Below are 17,397 nucleotides of genomic sequence, written 5' to 3'. Positions count from 1 at the left end.
GTTCTCCGCAAGCGTTGGGTAACAGGTGCTTTGCGAACCAACCATAGAGCGCGGATAAATCCGCCTCAAGGCCTTGAATCCATTCCCTATCAAGCTATCATCCAGGCCCAGCGAGGCTTGATAGTTTTCTATCAAGACGCTTGAGAGGCCTGTCATGAATAATAATAAACGCCCGACCATCGCCACTGTCGCCGCCCAGGCAGGCTTGAGTGTGGCCACCGTCGACCGCGTACTCAACGCCCGTGCGCCGGTGAATCCGCAGACCGCCGAGCAAGTATTCCAGGCCGCCGAAGCCGTGGGTTATTTTGCCGCACGGCTGATCGGCCAACGCATTCGTGAGCGGCGCCCCACCTACCGTTTCGGCATCCTGCTGCTGGGCACCGCCCAAGCGTTTTACGCCAACCTGGCGCAGTCGATCAGCACGGCCGCGCAGCAGCACGCTACAGCCAACCTGACCTGCCAGTTCGACTACATTCTCGACCGCACGCCCAGTGCCATCGCTACGCAAATCGAGCAACTGGCGGTGCAATGCGACGCGCTCGCCGTCGTCAGCTTCGCCCACCCGTTGATCAACGCCACACTGGCGCAGGTTCGCAAAGCCGGCGTGCCGGTGGTCGCGTTACTGTCGGATATCCACGAACAAGCCTTGGAGCCGTATGTGGGCCAGGATAACCACGTGGTCGGGCGCACCATGGGCTGGCTGCTGGCGCGCACCTGCGGCGCACGCAAAGGCAGCGTCGGCATCCTGTTGGGCGGCCATCGTTTTCTCGGCCACCAGGCGCGGGTTGAAGGCTTGCACAGTTACCTGGCCGAGCATGCGCCGGGGCTCAAGCCATTGGAGCCGCTGATCAACTTGGACAACAGCGATATCACTGAGGAAGCCACCCTCGACCTGCTCACCCGCCACACCGACCTGCGCGGCCTGTGCGTGGTGGGCGGCGGCGGTGACGGCGTGATCAATGCCCTGGCGCAGCTGCCCAAACGGCCGGCGCTGTGCTGCATTTTGCAGGAGTCCACCGCGTTGTCGCGTGAGGCGCTGAGCCGAGGTTTGATTGATGTGGTGATGGACTCGCAGCCTCGGCAGACGGCGACCGCGCTGATCGAATTACTGGTGGAGTTGCAGGCCGCCGAGGCCTTCGATCCACTGCGGCACAGAGTGCATATCCCACCGCAGATCGTGACCTCGGAGAACCTGTCCAACTGATACACAACGATCAAAAACTGGCCCACCGCAATCGCAGGCAAGCCAGCTCCCACAGTTTGATCGAGTTTCAGTCCAAAATCGGTGTATTTCAACCGCCTCGGCCAGCGCAACGTGTGGGTGCAGTTCGAGCAGCGCTACAAATAGTTTGGAAGAATATGGAGGTCCAAAGGTGGGAGCGGGCTTGCCCGCGATAGCGGTGGGTCAGTTGCAAATTTATCGACTGACACTCCGTCATCGCAGGCAAGCCAGCTCCCACAATTTGCCCGGGTTTCAGTCCAGATCGGTGGCGTCGTGGCGCTCAGCCAGTTGCTCCTCAGGTGCCCCGGACACCCGATTCACCCGCCGCCCACGCTGCACCGCCGGACGTGCTTCAATCGCCTCGGCCCAGCGCAGCACGTGCTTGTACTCGTGCACCGACAAAAACTCCGCTGACGCGCCGTACAAACGGCCTTTGACCAAGCCGCCATACCACGGCCAGATCGCAATATCGGCAATGGTGTACTCATCGCCGGCAATGTACTTACTCACCGCCAGGCGCTGGTCGAGCACGTCCAGTTGACGCTTGGTTTCCATGGCGAAGCGATTGATCGGGTATTCCATCTTGCTCGGCGCATAGGCGTAAAAATGCCCGAAGCCGCCGCCCAGGTACGGCGCGCTGCCCATCTGCCAGAACAGCCACGACAAACACTCAGCCCGCGCAGCAGGCTCGGTGGGGAAGAACGCGCCAAATTTCTCGGCCAGGTAGTGCAGGATCGCACCCGACTCGAATACGCGAATCGGCGTGTCACCACTGTGGTCCATCAACGCCGGGATCTTGGAGTTGGGGTTGACTGCCACAAAGCCGCTGCCGAACTGGTCGCCATCGCCGATCTTGATCAGCCACGCGTCATATTCCGCGCCGCTGTGCCCCAGGGCCAGCAGCTCTTCGAGCAGGATGGTGACCTTCTGCCCATTCGGCGTGGCCAGGGAATACAGCTGCAACGGGTGTTTGCCGACCGGCAGTGCTTTGTCATGGGTCGCACCGGCAATGGGTCGGTTGATGCTGGCGAAAGTGCCGCCACTTTCGGTGTCCCAGGTCCACACCTTCGGGGGTAGGTAGTCGGTCATGCTCACTTCTCCTTGATTTGAGTACTGTTCGATGCAGCCAGTTGGGCCACGTTCCATCCGCCGCCCAGCGCCTTGATCAGGCCCACATTAGCGCTTAATTGCTGGGTTTGCAGTTGCAGCACACTGCGCTTGGCTTCCAGCGCAGCCACTTGGGCGGTGACCACATCCAGATAGGCCACGGCGCCCTGGCGATAACGCGAGGTCGACAGGTCTTCGGCGTATTGCGCGGCAGCGGCCGCGTCACGCTGGTCATCCAGGGCACTGCCCAGGCCCGCGATCTGCGACAGGTTGTCTTCCACTTGCTCGAAAGCGCCCAGCACCACGCCGCGGTATTTAGCCGCGGCTTCGTCAGTGGCGGCCTTGGCAATATCCACCTGGGCCTGGCGCGCGCCGCCATCAAAGATTGTGCCGACCAGCGACGGGCCGATGGCCCAGAACAGGTTGGGTGCGCTGAGCAAACGGGCAAACTCGTCACTCTGATAGCCGCCCTGGGCGCTCAAGGTGATCTGCGGGAACCATGCGGCCTTGGCCACGCCGATCCGCGCATTGGCCGACGCGATGCGACGCTCGGCAGCGGCAATATCCGGGCGGCGTTGCAGCAGGCTCGACGGCACGCCCGTGGGCACGTTGGGCAATGCAATCGGCGCCACATTCACGGCGACGGTATAGGTTGAGGCGGACTCCCCCAGCATCGCCGCAATCGAATGCTCCAGCACCGCCCGTTGCACCAGGCTCTGGTTCAATTGCGACTTGACCGTCGACAGCTGCGTGCGCGCCCGCGCCACGTCCAGCCCGGACACGATCCCGCCGCCGTGCAAGCCTTCGGTCAGGCTAAGGGCTTTGGTGTAGGCGTCGCGGGTCTGTTCCAGCAGTTGGTTCTTCCAGTCGATACCGCGCAGGCGGATGTAACTGTCAGCCAATTGCGCTTGCAGGCTCAGGCGTACCGACGCCAGGTCGGCCCTGGCCGCCTCCGAGTCACTGGTGCCGGCCGCAACCGTGTCGCGCACGCGGCCCCACAGGTCGACTTCATAATCCACCTCCAGGCCCAATGTCGCGGAGTTATAGACGTCCGGCGAGGTGGCCGAGCGCAGCGGTTTGGTGCCCGACTGGCGAATACGCTGGCCGCTGCCGATGGCCGAGAGCTTGGGGAACAGCCCCGAACGGTCCTGGGCCAGGAACCCCTGGGACTGCTGGTAATGCGCGAGTGCCGCGCTCAGGTCCGGGTTGTTTTTCAGCAACTGCTGCTGCATCGCATCCAGCTGCGGGTCGTTGTAGATGCGCCACCAGCCGTCTCGGTTGGCCTGGTCGTCGGGCGCGCCGACCGTCCACGGGCCTTGGGTGTGAAACTGCGCGGCGACAGGTGTTTGCGGCACTTCAAGCGGCGGCGCCAACGAGCAGGCACCCAGGCTCAAGGTGGCGAGCAGGCCCAGCAGGTTGCGCTTAGCCATGGGGTTTGGCCTCGACGGAAGCGGCAGCCAATTGCACCGAATCATCATCGGCCAGGCCATCCGGCGGCGTATCGATCACGCGGTCAGCCGCTTGCAGGCCGCTGGCGATCTCCACGCTGTCGCCAAAGTCACGGGCGATGGTGACGGTCTTGAAGTGCACATGGTCCTGGCTGTCGAGGGTGGCGACGCGCATACCCTTGTCATCGAACACCAGGGCACTGGACGGTACGCGCAGCACGTCGGCCTGCACCGGCAAATCAAACTGCACGCTGGTGTAGCCACCGGGCAGCAGGCGGCCGCCGGGGTTGTCCACCAGCAGTTGCACCAAGGTGCTGCCGGACGCGGCGTTGACCGCATCGGCGGTGGCGATCACCTTGCCGGTGAAGGTTTCGCCGCGATACTCCGGCACGCTCAGGCGCGCCGTGGTGCCTTCGCGAATCTGTGGCGAGAAGGTCTGCGGCACCTGCACATACACGCGCAGACGGCTGACATCGGCCACCGCAAACAGCTCTTTGCCGGCGGTGCCCCCGGCGCTGATCAACGCGCCCACATCGGTGCTGCGCGCGGTGACCACACCGGCAAACGGCGCGACCAGATGCTGGAAGCCCTTGGTCGCCACCAACTGCTCGACATTGGCTTTGGCCGCCGTCACTTTGGCCTGCTTGGCGGTCAGGTCGCCGGTGCGCTCGTCGACGTCCTGACGCGACACCGAGTCGGTCGCGAGCATCGCCTGCCAGCGCTTGGCGGTGGTATCGGCCAGGTGTTCATCGGCCTGGGCTGAGGCCAAAGTGGCGCGGGCTTGCAGCAGTTGCTGGTCGAGTTCCGGGGTGTCGATTTCGGCCAATACCTGGCCGGCTTTGACGCGCGTGCCGATGTCGACATTCCAGGATTTCAGGTAGCCATTGACCCGGGCAAAGATCGACGCGCGCGAATAAGCCTCCATGCGCCCCGGCAAGTTGAGTACCGGGCCTTGCGCTTGCACCACCGGCTTGACCAGGTTGACGCTGGGCAGTGCCTGCGCGTCGGTCCAGGTCTTGAGGTCACGGGACTCACTGGCACGCACGCTCAGGCCGACACCGACGATGACCACCACCGTCACCCCGCCCACGATCAGCCACAAAAGGCCACGGGACGGCTTTTTTTCAGCAATAGAAACGGACATGTCAAACCCCTTGGGAAACGGTAGTCGCCAGCGTGGCGTGTTGGCGACGCCCGTGGACCAGACTGAAAATCAATGGCACCAGAATCAACGTGGCGATGGTGGCAAACGCCAGCCCGCCGATCACCGCACGGCCGAGCGGCGCGTTCTGCTCGCCGCCCTCGCCCAGGCCCAAAGCCATGGGCGCCATGCCGATAATCATCGAGATGGCGGTCATCAACACCGGCCGCAGCCGCGTGTAACCGGCCTCCAGCGCGGCCTGCACGGCATCGCCATGCACGGCCAGGCGCTCACGACAGAAGCTCACCACCAGAATGGCGTTGGCGGTGGCCACGCCCATGCACATGATCGCCCCCGTCAAGGCGGGCACCGACAGCGGCGTATGCGTGACAAACAGCATCCACACAATGCCCGCCAATGCCGCCGGCAACGCGGTAATGATCACAAACGGGTCGGCCCAGGACTGGAAGTTGACCACGATCAGCAGATAGATCAGCACCACTGCGCCCAACAGGCCGAACAGCAAGCCACTGAAGGCCGCGTTCATGGTCTGCACCTGGCCCTGCAAAATCACCTTGGAGCCGGTCGGTACTTCACCGGCGTGGGCCGCGATGATTTTCTGGATATCGGCGGCGACGCCACCCAAATCGCGGTCCTGAATCGCCGTCAGCACCTCAACCACCGGCTGGATATCCGACTGGCTGAACACCGAACTGCTGTGGCTGCGCTGGATATTCGCCAGGCCGCCCAAGGTCTGGTCGGTGGCCGCGCCATTGCTGCCGCTCAGCGGCAAGTTGTGCAGTGCGGCCAGGCTTTCCAGGTTGTATTGCGGGGTTTGCATCACGATCGGGTAGGAAATGCCGTTGGCCGGGTTCAACCAGAACGTCGGCGCTACCTGGCTGGAGCCCGCCAAGTTGACCACCAGGCTGTTGGTGACATCGCGCTCGGTGAGGCCGACCAACTGCGCACGGGTGCGGTCCACGTCGATATTGAACGTCGGCAATTGCCGCGACTGCTGGATGCGCGCATCCACCACCCCCGGCACCCGGCGAATATCACGCAGCAGCGCGCTGGCATAGGCGAAGTTAGCCGCCAGGTTATTGCCGGTGATTTGCAGGTCGATCGGTGCTGACGAACCGAAGTTGAGAATCTGCCCGACAATGTCCGAGGCCGGGAACGAGAACACCGCGCTCGGGAACTCCCGTGGCAGGGTTTCGCGCAATTGGCGCATGTACTCGGCGGTCGGGCGATGGCCTTCGTTGAGGCTGATCTGGATATCGGCGTCCTGGGAACCCACGGTGCCGGTGTTGTTGTACACCACGTTGATACCGCTGATGGACAGGCCGATGTTGTCGACCAAGGCTTTAAGTTCCTGGGCCGGGACTTTACGCCGGATCGCGTTTTCGATGTCGGCAATCAGGTGCGCATTACTCTCCACCCGTGTGCCCACCGGAGCGCGGACGTGCAACAGGATCAACCCGGAATCGACCTCGGGGAAGAAGTTGCGGCCCAGGAACGGCACCAACGCAAACGACACGGCGACAAACGCCAGCAAGCCGATCACCACCGCGCGACGATGGTGCAAGGCGCTGTGCAATACGCTGTGGTAACGCTCGCGAAAGGCTTCAAAACGCTTTTCGAAACCGCGCTGGAAATTCACCAGCGGGTTGCGCGACGGTGCGTGCCCGTCGTCGCCGTGTAGATGCGGCTTGAGCAGGTAGTTGGCCAATGTCGGCACCAGGGTCCGCGACAGCAGGAACGAGGCGATCATGGCAAAGATCACCGCTTCGGCCATCGGCACGAACAGGAAGCGCGCCACACCATCAAGGAAGAACATCGGCACAAACACGATGCAGATACACAGCAGCGAGACAAACGCCGGCGTCACAATCTGCGCCGCACCGTCGAGGATTGCCGTCTGCACCGGTTTGCCCTGCTCCAGGTGCCAGTTGATGTTCTCGATGGTTACCGTGGCATCGTCCACCAGAATACCGACGGCCAGCGCCAGGCCGCCGAGGGTCATGATATTCAGGGTTTCGCCCAGCGCCGAAAGCGTGGCTATCGAGGCCAGGATCGCCAGCGGAATCGAGGTGGCAATGATCACCGTCGAACGCCAACTGCCGAGGAACAGCAAAATCATCAGGCTGGTCAGCGCCGCCGCGATCAAGCCTTCACGGGCCACGCCGCTGATGGCCGAACGCACGAACAGCGACTGGTCGCCGATCAAATCGATATTCAAGTTGGGCGGCAACGCAGCCTTGTTGTCGGCAAGCTTTTCCTTGATGCCCGCGATCACGCCCAAGGTCGATGCCGAACCGGTCTTGAGCACCGGCAGCAGCACCGAGCGGTTGCCGTTCACATGCACGATGTTGGTTTGCGGCGGGTTGCCGTCGCGCACGGTGGCCACGTCCCGGATCAGCACGGTGGTGCCGTCGGCGGTCTTGATCGGCAGGTTTTCCAGGTCATGGAAGTCCGAAGGTGAGTTGTTCAGTTGCAGGTTGAATTCGTAGCTGCCGATCTTCTGGGTGCCTACCGGGGTGATCAGGTTCTGCGTGGCCAGGGCAGTGGCGACGTCCTGTGCCGACAGGCCACGGGCTTGCATGCGCGCCGAATCGAGGTCGATCTGCACTTGCCGGCTCTTGCCGCCAAACGGGTATGGCAGTGCTGCGCCGGGCACGCTGGTGAGCATCAGGCGCACCTGGTTCAGGCCGATATCACCCAAGCGCTGTTCGCTCAGCCCCGGCCCAGAGAGTGCAAGCTGCACAATCGGCACGGTGGAGGCGCTGTAGTTGAGCACCAGCGGCGGCACGGTGCTGGGCGGCAATTGCCGCAGGATCGCCTGGGACACCGACGTCACCTGGGCGTTGGCGGTGCTGATGTTGACGCCGGGCTGGAAGAAGATCTTCACAATCCCGTAGCCGTTCATCGACTGCGCTTCGATATGGCGAATGTCGTTCACGGTGGTGGTCAGCACCCGCTCGAACGGCGAGGTGATGCGCCCCGCCATCTGGTCCGGCGGCAAACCGGTGTACTGCCAGATCACCGCAATCACCGGAATGCGGATTTCCGGGAAGATGTCCGTCGGCGTGCGCCAGGCCGCCAGCGGCCCGACAATCAGGATGAAAATGGCCAATACCAAAAAGGTATAGGGGCGCAGCAAGGCGATGCGCACGAGGTTGAGCATAGGAGGTGATCCAGACAGGAGATTGTTTGATCAAGCAGGCTTCGCCATGCCGTTTTCCCGCCTCGCCCCATGCACGTCCTGGGGTTTTTGTAACGACATCCCGGTCACAAAGAGGCATATGCCACGATATCGAACTTAGTGGCATACGCAACTAATTTGTTTCAAGCTGTCTCAGCTTTCATCTGGAACGTCAGTTCGGTCCGAAAGGCCTTGTCCTGACAGGTCGCGCAGGCATAATCAGCCGCGTCGTGTTTTGTATCAGAGAGTATCTGCCCTTGAAATCTGCCCCGCCTTGCTCCGAGAGCCCCAGCGCCTGCGTCAACGGTGCCGTGCGCCGCACCTCGCGCCGCCTGGGCCAGATCTATGACGAAGCGTTCGCGCCCTGCGGGCTCAAAGCCACGCAATACGCGCTGCTCAACCGCATCGCCAAGGCCGGCACGCCGAAAATGGGCGAGCTGGCACAAACCCTGGTGATGGATTTGTCCGCGCTCGGCCACACGCTCAAACCGCTGGTACGTGACGGCCTGGTGGAGCTGCGCGTGGACGAACTCGACCGGCGTACCCGGCGCGTGCTGCTGACCGAACAAGGCAAGCGCACCCACCTGGCGGCCAAGCGTATTTCCACGCAAATGGCCGAACGCTTCGATCAGGCATTCGGCCGTGAAGCGGCGGCGCAACTGCGCCAGACCCTGGACTTTATCGCCTCCGACGAATTTGCCCGCACCCTGCTGGCCAAGGACGATTAAGCCATCGGCTGGTGGTTAGTGACGCAGTGAATGCCACCGCCGCCCGCGGCAATCGCATCGATATTGAGTTGCAGCACTTTGCGGCTCGGGTAGAGCCGTGACAGCAGGTCCAATGCCTTGCGGTCCGCCTCCGGGTCGCCGAATTCAGGCGCAATTACCGCGCCGTTGATCACAAAATAATTGATATACCCAGCGGCGAAGTCCTCGTTACCCTTGCTGAACTTGTTTTTGCGCGGGTTCAGCGGCGGCGATACGGTGTGCACCTGCAACGGGCGGCCGTCGGCGTCAGTGGCGTTCTTGAGGATTTCCAGGTGCGCAAGGGTGACTTTGTGGTCGTAGGACTCGGGGTCGGTATCGAGGTTGGCCAGCACCACGCCGGGCGACACAAACCGGGCGTAGAAGTCGACGTGGGCGTCGGTGATGTCCTTGCCCTTGATGCCCGGCAGCCAGATGATCTTGCGCAGCCCCAGGCGTTCCTTAAGTTCGGCCTCCACGTCGGCCTTGCTCCAGTCGGGGTTGCGGTTGCGGTTGATCCAACTGCTTTCGGTCATGATGCCGGTGCCCAGGCCATCCACTTCGATTGCCCCACCCTCGCCCACCAGCTCACTGCGAATGTGGCGCGCGCCGGTTTCTTCGGCCACCAGCGCCGCCAACTGCGCGTCATCGGCATGTTGTTGTTTGTTGCCCCAGCCATTGAAGTTGAAATCCACTGCGCCTTCGCCACCGGTGCCATCGATGACGAAATTGGCGCCGGTGTCGCGCATCCAGATATCGTCCAACTCGGTTTCGACAAAGGTGATATTGCGCGTGCCGCAGTGTTTTTCCGCCAATGCGCGCTCGTCTTCGCGACAGAACACAGTGACCGGCTCATAGTTGGCAATCGCCCTGGCGATACGGCCCAGGGCCGCTTGCACATCAGCGGTAAAGTCTTCCCAGATAGCGTCCTGGGCGCCAAAGGCGATAAAGGCTTGGCGGTGTTTTTCGCCTTCGTCGGGCATGTAGAAACGGCCTTTGACAGCGGCACGTACATGGGTGGTGAGTAAGGTCATGGCACAGACCACGCTGGCTTGTTTGATGAAGGTTCGACGGGTTGGCATGGGGGTCTCTACTTGGTGGTCGCTGTCTTGAATTTAGTCCACATGCGCATGCGCGCACGCATATCCGCCTGGGGGATGTCTTTGCCGGCAATCAACCGCTCGAAGGTGGCTGCATCCGGGTAAATTTGCGGGTTATCACGCATGGCTGCCTCCACCGCCGGGCGGGCCTTGGCGTTGGCCGTAGGGTAGCCGGTGAAGTTGGTGATGGCGGCCATGTTCTGCGGGCGCATCACGAAGTTGATAAAAGCATAGGCGTATTCCGGGTGCTGGGCGTCGACGGGAATGGCCATGGTATCCATCCATACCGTGGTGCCCTCGCGAGGGATGTGATAACCAAAGGTCACCGATTTGCCGGCCGCATCGGCGGCGCGCTGGGCTTGGGTCATGTCACCGCTGTAGCCGAGAGACAGGCACAAATCACCGTTGACCAAGTCGGTCACCGGTTGCGACTGGAACTTGCGGATATACGGGCGCAGCTTGAGCAGCAAGTCACTGGCAGCGGCCAGGTCTTCACGTTTGGCGCTGCGCGGGTCGCGCCCCAGGTAGTTGAGCACCACGGCCAGCACTTCATCCGGTGAATCGATCAGCGAAATGCCACAGTCGGCGAACTTGGCGGCAAATTCGGGCTTGAACAGCAGGTCGAGACTGTTGACCGGCGCGTTCGGCAAGCGCTGCTTAATCTGTGCGGTGTTGTAGGTCAGGCCGATAGTCCCCCAGGTGTAGGGCACCGTGGCTTTGTTCGAGTTGACGTAGTGGCTGCGCAACTTCTGCAAACCCGGCTCGATATCATCCAGCGCAGTGAGCTTGGCAGGGTCCAGCGGTTGCAGGCTGCCGGCGCGCATCAGGCGCTCGGCCACGGTGTCGCCGGGGAAGATCAGGTCGTAGCCGCTGCCGCCGGCCATCAACTTGGCTTCCAGGGTTTCGCTGCCGTCCATCACGTCGTAGATCACCTTGATGCCGGTCTCGGCGGTGAAAGCCGACAAGGTGTCCGGCGCAAAATAGTCCGCCCAATTGTAGAGTTTCAGCGTCTTGTCATCGGCCGTGGCGCAGGCGCTGGTGAGGATCAGGGCACAGCTCAAAAGCAGTCTCATGATGGGCGTCCGTCCAGGGTCAGCAGTGCGTCATACATGTGCGGGCGGCGGTCGCGGAAGATGCCCCAGGTCCGGCGTTCTTCGCGCATCGCAGACAGGTCAAGGGAGTGCACGAGTACGCCAGTGGATTCGCGATCAGCTTCGACCAGCAGCTTGCCTTTGTGGTCGCAGATAAACGACGAGCCATAGAAATCCATTTGCAGGCTCGCATCCGTTGTCGCCACTTCACGGCCTACGCGGTTGGCCGCCACTACCGGCACCAGGTTGGCGGCGGCGTGACCGCGCATGGTCATTTGCCAGTGGTCACGGGAGTCGAGCGCCGCGCAGCCGGGTTCCGAGCCGATGGCCGTGGGGAACAACAACACTTCAGCACCCTGCAACGCCAGGCAGCGGGCGGTTTCGGGGAACCACTGGTCCCAGCAGATACCGACACCCAGGCGCCCGAACGCCGTGTCCCAGACGCGAAAACCGGTGTCGCCGGGGCTGAAATATTCCTTCTCCTGGTAGCCGATGGCGTTGGGAATATGAGTCTTGCGGTACACGCCCATCAACTGCCCATCGGCATTGGCCACACTCAGGGAATTGAAGTAGGCATTACCGGCCTTTTCGAACCAGCTCAGCGGCAGCACCACGCCCAGTTCCTTCGCCAATGCGGCGAAACGCTTGAGCACGCGGCTGTGCTGATACTCCTCGGCCAGTGCCAAATGTTTGTGATGCTGCTCGATACAGAAATACGGCGTGGCGAACAGCTCCTGCAGCAGGATGACCTGGGCGCCCTGTGCGGCGGCATCGCGCACCAACCGCTCGGCGCGGTCGAGGTTACCCGGCAAGTCCCAGGTACACGGCATCTGGGTAGTAGCAATCGTCAATACAGTCATGGCATTACCCCTTTAACGGCCAGGCCGGTTGCTGTTGCGTGATGCAATGCACCCCGCCGCCGCCGTGGGCCAAGTGGTTGATCTGCACCGGCACGATTTCACGGCCCGGGAACGCCTGGGCCAGCACCTCGGCCGCTACCTGATCAGCCTCAATGCCGTAGGCCGGCATGATGATTGCGCCGTTGGCAATGTAGAAGTTGGTGTAGGAGGCGCAAAACACTTCTGCATCGGTGTCCACTGCGTCGGTGGCCTCATACAGTTCGATCAGTTCGAAACGGCGGCCATGGGCGTCGGTGGCCAGTTCCAGGGCGCGACGGTTTTCGCGTACCACTTGGGCGTAGGTCGAGTGGTGATCGTGGGTGGCATCCACCAGCAGCAGGCCAGGGCGGGCGAAGGCACACACGCCGTCGACGTGGCCGTCGGTCATATCGCCAGTGACGTAATCCGGGTCGCCGGGCAGCCAGATAGTCTTTTTGATCCCCAGCAGGCGCGCGAAGACCTCTTCCATCTCGGCCTTGGTCATACCGGGATTGCGGTTGGGGTTGAGCAGCACCGATTCGGTGGTGATCAAGGTGCCCTCGCCGTCCACATGGATCGCGCCGCCTTCATTGCTCAGCGGCGTGCCGAAGCATTCCAGCCCCAGGTGATTAAGCACCCGGCGCGCCAGGCTTTCGTCCAAGTCATGGGCCGACTTGCCGCCCCAGGCGTTGAAGCGCCAGCTCACACCTGCCGCACCCTGTTGCGGGTGACAAATGAAGGTGGGGCCGGAGTCGCGGCACCAGCTGTCATTGACGGCCTTAGCGATCAACTCGATGCCAGGGCCACACAGGGCTTTGGCACTGGCGATTGCCGAAGGGTCGACAATCATTTTTACTGGCTCAAAACGTGCGATGGCATTGGCGACCCGCGCAAAATCCTGCTGCACCAATGCCAAAGTCACACCCCAGGTGCTTTCCCACAGCGCCTGGTTATGTGGCCAGACCATCCAGGTCGCCACATGATGGGACCACTCCGCGGGCATACACCAACCACTGCTTAAAATTTCACTACGCTGCATGACAAGCACCTTTGAGTTAAGTCATTGTGTTCAGTGAAAACTGCCCACGGAGTCTTGGCGCACATGCTACGTAGGCTGAAAAGGCCAAACAAACGATGGATTTTGTAGAAAACTGATTAGCGGAGCTTATCGATATGCTCAACCACTGGCCGCCCCTCGGCACCCTGCGCGGCTTTGAAGCCGCCGCCCGGCTAGGCAGTTTCCACAAGGCTGCCGAAGAACTGCACCTGACCCAATCGGCGATCAGCCAGCAGATCCGCAGCCTGGAGGCTTACCTGGAGCAGCCGCTGTTTTTACGCAGCGGGCGCAGCGTGAGCCTCACCGACGCAGGTTATGACTTCCTCAGCACCACCCAGGCGCTGCTGCAACAACTGGCGGTGGGCGTGCGACGCCTGGGGCAGTACCGCAAACCCAATCAACTGGTGCTCAACACCACGCCGACCTTTGCTCGTCACTGGCTGCTGCCACGCCTGGCGGACTTTCGTCAGCGGCACCCGGAGGTAGACCTGTGGATCTTCAGCACCGATGAAGTGCCTGACATGGCCAGCCAGACCATCGACCTGGCCGTGCGTGACGACATCAGCTCCCAGGCCGAATGCAGCTTCAAGGTGCTGCATGCCGACCGCCTGTTTCCGGCTTGCCATCCCAAGCTGCTGTCTGTGCCTGCGGCGCAGCGCACCACGTTGCACGGCGAGCGAGAGATGGACTGGAGCCATTGGGCCGTGGAGGCCGGTATTGATGTGGGCCAACAGGACCAAGGGCTGAATTTTTCCGATCCAGGTTTACTGCTGGATGCCGTGTGCAGCGGGCTGGGCATCGGCCTGGTCAGCCAACTGCTGAGCCGCCAGGCCCAGGCCGATGGTTTGCTCACGCCGCTGGTCGAAGCCACCATTCGCGGTCCCAGTTGGGCGCTGTTGACCCACCGTGACAGTGAAAACGACCCACTGGCCCGCAGCTTTACCGAATGGCTGCTGATGCGTTTGCAGATAGACCCGACATGAGCGACAGACTTGAAGACATCCTCACCGAGCACTTGAACGTGGTGTTCTGCGGCATCAACCCCGGCAAAGGCTCCGCCTCCTTGGGCCTGCACTTCGCCAACCGCAGCAACCGCTTCTGGCGCACGTTGCACCTGGCCGGCTTCACGCCCCATGAAATTCACCCCGAAGAGGGGCGCACCTTGCTCGACTACCACTGCGGCCTGACCACACTGGTGGAGCGTCCGACGGCGAGTGCGGGGGAATTGGCGCGGCATGAATTCAACGACGCCGCGGCTGCGTTTGAGCAGAAAATCCGCCGCTGGCAGCCACGCTTCGTGGCCTTTCTGGGCAAGGTCGGTTATAGCGCCGTGTCCGGCCAACGCGAGGTTGCCTGGGGGTTGCAGCCGCTGTTGTTGGGCGGCGCAGCGGTATGGGTGTTGCCCAACCCCAGCGGGCGCAATTTGGCGTTCAACCTGGAGCAGTTAGTGGATGCCTATCAGCAACTGCGCAAGGCCATTGCGCAGGACAATCATGTGCCCTTAATCTCCTGATCCCATCACCTGAAAGCAACGGAGGCTTCATGAAACTGATAGGCATGCTTGACTCGCCTTACGTACGCCGCGTGGCAATTTCCCTGGACCTGTACGGCGTGGCGTTTGAACATCAGTCGGTGTCGGTGTTCAGCACCTTCGAGCAGTTCCACGCGATCAACCCGGTGGTCAAGGCGCCGACCCTGGTGCTGGACGACGGCACCTTGCTGATGGACTCCAGCCTGATCCTGGATTATTTCGAAGCCCAGGCCCCCACCGACAAGAAGCTGCTGGCACAAGCGCCGGGCGCCCGCGCCCACGAACTGCACCTGCTCGGGCTGGCCCTGGCGGCCTGCGAGAAAACCGTGCAGATCGTCTATGAGGACAATCTGCGCCCGGCAGAAAAACGCCATGAACCGTGGATAGACCGCGTGACCGGTCAACTGTTGGCCGCCTATTCGCTGCTGGAAAAGCACCTTGCCCAAACCACCGACGCGCCACTGACCCAGGCGGCGCTGACCGCGGCAGTCGCGTGGTCGTTCACCCAACTCAAACTGCCGTCGGTGCTCGACCCCAAGGCATTCCCTAACCTGCAACGTCACGCCGACCAACTGGAACAGCACCCGGCGTTCAAGCGCTACCCCATCGAGTAGCAGGCCTAGACCCAGCCGCCATCCACAATAAAGTTCTGCGCCGAACACATCGCCGAGGCATCGGAGGCGAGAAACAACGCCATATTGGCGATGTGTTCCGGCAGTACGCTGCCGGGCAGGCACTGGCTGCGGCTGATCAGCTCCTTGGCCGCATCATCGACCCACATTGCCAATTGTTTTTCGGTCATGACCCAACCGGGCACCAGGGTATTCACGCGAATATGGTTCGGCCCCAGCTCACGTGCCAGGGCGCGGGTCATGCCATGGGCCGCCGCCTTGCTGGCGGCGTACACCGGGTAGCCAGCAGACGCCATCATCCACCCCACCGAGCCCAGGTTGATGATCGCCCCGCCACCAGCGCGTTTCATCATCGGCACCACGGCCTTGGCAGCAAAGAACGCGTGCTTGAGGTTGACCGCGATCAGCCTGTCGAACATCGCCGAATCGACTTCTTCCAGGGTGTGACGCACATCGTTGGCCGCGTTATTGACCAGTACGGTGATCGGCCCCAACGAGTGCTCAAAGCGTTCGATCGCCGCTTTATAGGCGATTTCATCGGTGATGTCGCAACACACGAACTCAACCTTGTAGCCCTGGGAATGCAGCAGCGCGGCCAGCCGCTCACCCTGGCTTTGCGCCCGGTCCACAAAACCCACCTTGGCGCCCTGCGCGGCGAACGCGCGCACCAGGAATTCGCCGATGCCTGAGGCACCACCGGAAACCAGAACGGTCTTACCCTCAAGGTCGGGGTAAACAGCCTGCTGAGTGGTCATATAAAGGTTGCCTCACTTAATTAGTCTTATTTTATTTTGCAAACAGGCCGTAAAAGGCTATAAATCTGCTGCTGCAACGACAAAATATCGCACATTAGTAGAACTATTCCACTGAAAACAACAAAAGGAAGTTCGACCATGAAGCACCCTCGTCACCTGCTTTCCGGCCTCGCCTTGTCCCTGCTGATTGCCAGCGGCGGCGCCCAGGCTGCGGGCCTCACCAGCGAACACAAACCCTTCGGTAAAACAAATGACGGCACCGCCGTCGAGCAGTACATCTTGCGCAACAGCCACGGCATGCAAGCCACGGTGATCACCTACGGCGGCGTGTTGCAGTCACTGCACGTGCCGGATAAAAACGGCAAGGTCGATGACGTGGTACTGGGTTTTGATGACGTGCAGGGCTATCAGAGCGGCACGGCCTTTTTTGGCGCGACCATCGGGCGCTTCGGCAACCGCCTGGCGGGCGGTGCGTTTGAGCTTGATGGCAAGCGCTATCAGGTGCCGCTCAACGACGGGCCAAATTCGCTGCACGGCGGCGCCCAGGGGTTTGACAAGCACGTTTGGCAAGCCGAACCCGTCAAGGGCAAGGACTCGGTCGGCGTCAAGCTCAGCTACCTGTCCAAGGACGGTGAAATGGGCTTCCCTGGCAACCTTAAAACCGAGGTCACCTACAGCCTCAACGATAACAACGAACTGCATATCGACTACAAAGCCAGCACCGACAAACCCACCGTGCTCAACCTCACCAACCACAGCTATTTCAACCTGGCGGGCGCGGGCAATGGCGACATTCTCAAGCAGGTCGCGACCTTGCATGCCAGCCATTACACACCGGTGAATGCCACCCTGATTCCGACCGGCGAGCTGGCACCGGTCAAGGGCACGCCGATGGACTTTCTCAAACCCACGCCGATCGGCCAGCACATCAAGGACGAGCATCCGCAGCTTAAATTTGCCGAGCCGAAACAAGGCGGGTTTGACTTCAACTGGGCGCTCGACACCCAGGGCGATATCAAGCAACTCGCCGCCGAAGTACACGACCCTGCGTCTGGCCGGCGTTTGAAGCTCTACACCAGCGAGCCTGGGGTGCAGTTCTACACCAGCAACTTCCTCGATGGCACGGTGAAGGGCAAAGCAGGCAAGACGTATCAGCACTGGAGTGCTTTTACCCTCGAAACCCAGCACTTTCCCGATGCGCCCAACCAGCCCAAGTTTGCTTCGACTCGGTTGAATCCTGGGCAGACTTATAGCCAGAACACTGTGCTCAAGTTTTCTGCCGACTGAGTGTTGGTGCAACCGGGGTGCAGGAGCCGGCCCTCGCGACAGGCACCCCGGTTTTTCCTTGTGACCGGGGAGTGCCGGGGCAGTTTGAAGTCTTGGGCTGGCTCAGGGTTGCTGAGTACATATCCGTTGCTGCGGTAACGGCGGCCTATGGTTCCGCTCTTACAGCGGCTCACTTTTTGAAGGACCAAAAAGTAAGCAAAAAG

Annotated in this window: 15 protein-coding genes; 6 read left to right on the top strand and 9 right to left on the bottom strand. The window is 61.7% G+C overall.

The features are described 5' to 3' along the window. Window positions 1–154: 154 nt before the first annotated feature. The gene (locus tag HX790_RS29045; RefSeq protein WP_176992599.1) at window positions 155–1,204 is read left to right on the top strand and encodes a LacI family DNA-binding transcriptional regulator; all 1,050 of its coding nucleotides are present in this window, start codon (window positions 155–157) and stop codon (window positions 1,202–1,204) included. Window positions 1,205–1,474: 270 nt separating this feature from the next. Here the strand turns inward: HX790_RS29045 and yghU are convergent, their stop codons facing one another. From yghU to HX790_RS29025, 4 genes are read right to left on the bottom strand one after another with little or no spacing between them, the layout of a single operon-like run. Further along, on the bottom strand, window positions 1,475–2,311 hold the full coding sequence (yghU, locus tag HX790_RS29040) for a glutathione-dependent disulfide-bond oxidoreductase (protein WP_017134579.1): 837 nt from the start codon (window positions 2,309–2,311) through the stop codon (window positions 1,475–1,477). Window positions 2,312–2,313: 2 nt separating this feature from the next. Next, the gene (locus tag HX790_RS29035; RefSeq protein WP_176992598.1) at window positions 2,314–3,759 is read right to left on the bottom strand and encodes an efflux transporter outer membrane subunit; all 1,446 of its coding nucleotides are present in this window, start codon (window positions 3,757–3,759) and stop codon (window positions 2,314–2,316) included. Continuing rightward, entirely contained in the window at window positions 3,752–4,921 is a 1,170-nt protein-coding gene (locus HX790_RS29030; RefSeq protein ID WP_176992597.1) for an efflux RND transporter periplasmic adaptor subunit, read from the bottom strand. The genes HX790_RS29035 and HX790_RS29030 overlap by 8 nt, the downstream gene beginning before the upstream one ends. A gap of 1 nt (window position 4,922) precedes the next feature. Then, entirely contained in the window at window positions 4,923–8,102 is a 3,180-nt protein-coding gene (locus HX790_RS29025) for an efflux RND transporter permease subunit (RefSeq protein WP_017134576.1), read from the bottom strand. Window positions 8,103–8,377: 275 nt separating this feature from the next. Between HX790_RS29025 and HX790_RS29020 the strand changes: the two genes are divergently transcribed. Beyond that, a complete protein-coding gene (locus HX790_RS29020) occupies window positions 8,378–8,848 on the top strand; it encodes a MarR family winged helix-turn-helix transcriptional regulator (protein WP_178111042.1) in 471 nt (156 codons plus the stop codon). Here HX790_RS29020 and HX790_RS29015 read toward each other — a convergent pair. From HX790_RS29015 to HX790_RS29000, 4 genes are read right to left on the bottom strand one after another with little or no spacing between them, the layout of a single operon-like run. Then, window positions 8,845–9,945 (bottom strand): agmatine/peptidylarginine deiminase, encoded by a 1,101-nt coding sequence (locus HX790_RS29015; RefSeq protein ID WP_099549157.1) that lies wholly within the window; start codon window positions 9,943–9,945, stop codon window positions 8,845–8,847. The two genes, HX790_RS29020 and HX790_RS29015, sit on opposite strands and share 4 nt — an antisense overlap. Window positions 9,946–9,953: 8 nt before the next feature. Continuing rightward, the gene (locus HX790_RS29010; protein ID WP_026013487.1) at window positions 9,954–11,036 is read right to left on the bottom strand and encodes an extracellular solute-binding protein; all 1,083 of its coding nucleotides are present in this window, start codon (window positions 11,034–11,036) and stop codon (window positions 9,954–9,956) included. After that, window positions 11,033–11,914 (bottom strand): N-carbamoylputrescine amidase, encoded by an 882-nt coding sequence (gene aguB / locus HX790_RS29005; protein WP_017134572.1) that lies wholly within the window; start codon window positions 11,912–11,914, stop codon window positions 11,033–11,035. Before aguB ends, HX790_RS29010 begins: the two co-directional genes overlap by 4 nt. A 4-nt stretch (window positions 11,915–11,918) precedes the next feature. Then, window positions 11,919–12,971 carry an agmatine/peptidylarginine deiminase gene (locus tag HX790_RS29000; RefSeq protein WP_176992596.1) on the bottom strand — a complete coding sequence of 351 codons (1,053 nt, stop codon included), beginning with the start codon at window positions 12,969–12,971 and terminating at the stop codon, window positions 11,919–11,921. A 134-nt stretch (window positions 12,972–13,105) separates the two neighbouring features. Here HX790_RS29000 and HX790_RS28995 point away from each other — a divergent pair, with 134 nt between their 5' ends. From HX790_RS28995 to HX790_RS28985, 3 genes are read left to right on the top strand one after another with little or no spacing between them, the layout of a single operon-like run. Then, on the top strand, window positions 13,106–13,972 hold the full coding sequence (locus tag HX790_RS28995) for a LysR substrate-binding domain-containing protein (RefSeq protein WP_017134570.1): 867 nt from the start codon (window positions 13,106–13,108) through the stop codon (window positions 13,970–13,972). Beyond that, window positions 13,969–14,502, top strand: a complete 534-nt coding sequence (gene mug / locus HX790_RS28990) for a G/U mismatch-specific DNA glycosylase (RefSeq protein ID WP_017134569.1) — start codon at window positions 13,969–13,971, stop codon at window positions 14,500–14,502. The genes HX790_RS28995 and mug overlap by 4 nt, the downstream gene beginning before the upstream one ends. A 29-nt stretch (window positions 14,503–14,531) precedes the next feature. After that, window positions 14,532–15,134 carry a glutathione S-transferase family protein gene (locus HX790_RS28985; RefSeq protein ID WP_017134568.1) on the top strand — a complete coding sequence of 201 codons (603 nt, stop codon included), beginning with the start codon at window positions 14,532–14,534 and terminating at the stop codon, window positions 15,132–15,134. A 5-nt stretch (window positions 15,135–15,139) separates the two neighbouring features. Here the strand turns inward: HX790_RS28985 and HX790_RS28980 are convergent, their stop codons facing one another. Next, window positions 15,140–15,907: an SDR family NAD(P)-dependent oxidoreductase gene (locus HX790_RS28980; protein WP_017134567.1), complete on the bottom strand. Its 768-nt coding sequence runs from the start codon at window positions 15,905–15,907 to the stop codon at window positions 15,140–15,142. 138 nt (window positions 15,908–16,045) lie between these two features. Here HX790_RS28980 and HX790_RS28975 point away from each other — a divergent pair, with 138 nt between their 5' ends. Continuing rightward, window positions 16,046–17,194, top strand: a complete 1,149-nt coding sequence (locus HX790_RS28975; protein ID WP_017134566.1) for an aldose epimerase family protein — start codon at window positions 16,046–16,048, stop codon at window positions 17,192–17,194. Window positions 17,195–17,397: the final 203 nt, after the last annotated feature.

This window comes from Pseudomonas sp. IPO3747 (assembly GCF_013385245.1).
GTDB lineage: Bacteria > Pseudomonadota > Gammaproteobacteria > Pseudomonadales > Pseudomonadaceae > Aquipseudomonas > Aquipseudomonas edaphica.
Note: the sequence above shows the minus strand (reverse complement) of the source record. Positions and strands in the feature narration are given on the sequence as shown.

What these genes read in the sequence shown, in the direction of transcription:
- yghU (WP_017134579.1), bottom strand. Translation starts at nt 2,311, where the DNA reads ATGACCGACTACCTACCCCCGAAGGTGTGGACCTGGGACACCGAAAGT.
- HX790_RS29010 (WP_026013487.1), bottom strand. Translation starts at nt 11,036, where the DNA reads ATGAGACTGCTTTTGAGCTGTGCCCTGATCCTCACCAGCGCCTGCGCC.
- HX790_RS29025 (WP_017134576.1), bottom strand. Translation starts at nt 8,102, where the DNA reads ATGCTCAACCTCGTGCGCATCGCCTTGCTGCGCCCCTATACCTTTTTG.
- HX790_RS29000 (WP_176992596.1), bottom strand. Translation starts at nt 12,971, where the DNA reads ATGCAGCGTAGTGAAATTTTAAGCAGTGGTTGGTGTATGCCCGCGGAG.
- HX790_RS29035 (WP_176992598.1), bottom strand. Translation starts at nt 3,759, where the DNA reads ATGGCTAAGCGCAACCTGCTGGGCCTGCTCGCCACCTTGAGCCTGGGT.
- HX790_RS28985 (WP_017134568.1), top strand. Translation starts at nt 14,532, where the DNA reads ATGAAACTGATAGGCATGCTTGACTCGCCTTACGTACGCCGCGTGGCA.
- HX790_RS29030 (WP_176992597.1), bottom strand. Translation starts at nt 4,921, where the DNA reads ATGTCCGTTTCTATTGCTGAAAAAAAGCCGTCCCGTGGCCTTTTGTGG.
- HX790_RS29015 (WP_099549157.1), bottom strand. Translation starts at nt 9,945, where the DNA reads ATGCCAACCCGTCGAACCTTCATCAAACAAGCCAGCGTGGTCTGTGCC.
- aguB (WP_017134572.1), bottom strand. Translation starts at nt 11,914, where the DNA reads ATGACTGTATTGACGATTGCTACTACCCAGATGCCGTGTACCTGGGAC.
- HX790_RS28980 (WP_017134567.1), bottom strand. Translation starts at nt 15,907, where the DNA reads ATGACCACTCAGCAGGCTGTTTACCCCGACCTTGAGGGTAAGACCGTT.
- HX790_RS28975 (WP_017134566.1), top strand. Translation starts at nt 16,046, where the DNA reads ATGAAGCACCCTCGTCACCTGCTTTCCGGCCTCGCCTTGTCCCTGCTG.
- mug (WP_017134569.1), top strand. Translation starts at nt 13,969, where the DNA reads ATGAGCGACAGACTTGAAGACATCCTCACCGAGCACTTGAACGTGGTG.
- HX790_RS28995 (WP_017134570.1), top strand. Translation starts at nt 13,106, where the DNA reads ATGCTCAACCACTGGCCGCCCCTCGGCACCCTGCGCGGCTTTGAAGCC.
- HX790_RS29045 (WP_176992599.1), top strand. Translation starts at nt 155, where the DNA reads ATGAATAATAATAAACGCCCGACCATCGCCACTGTCGCCGCCCAGGCA.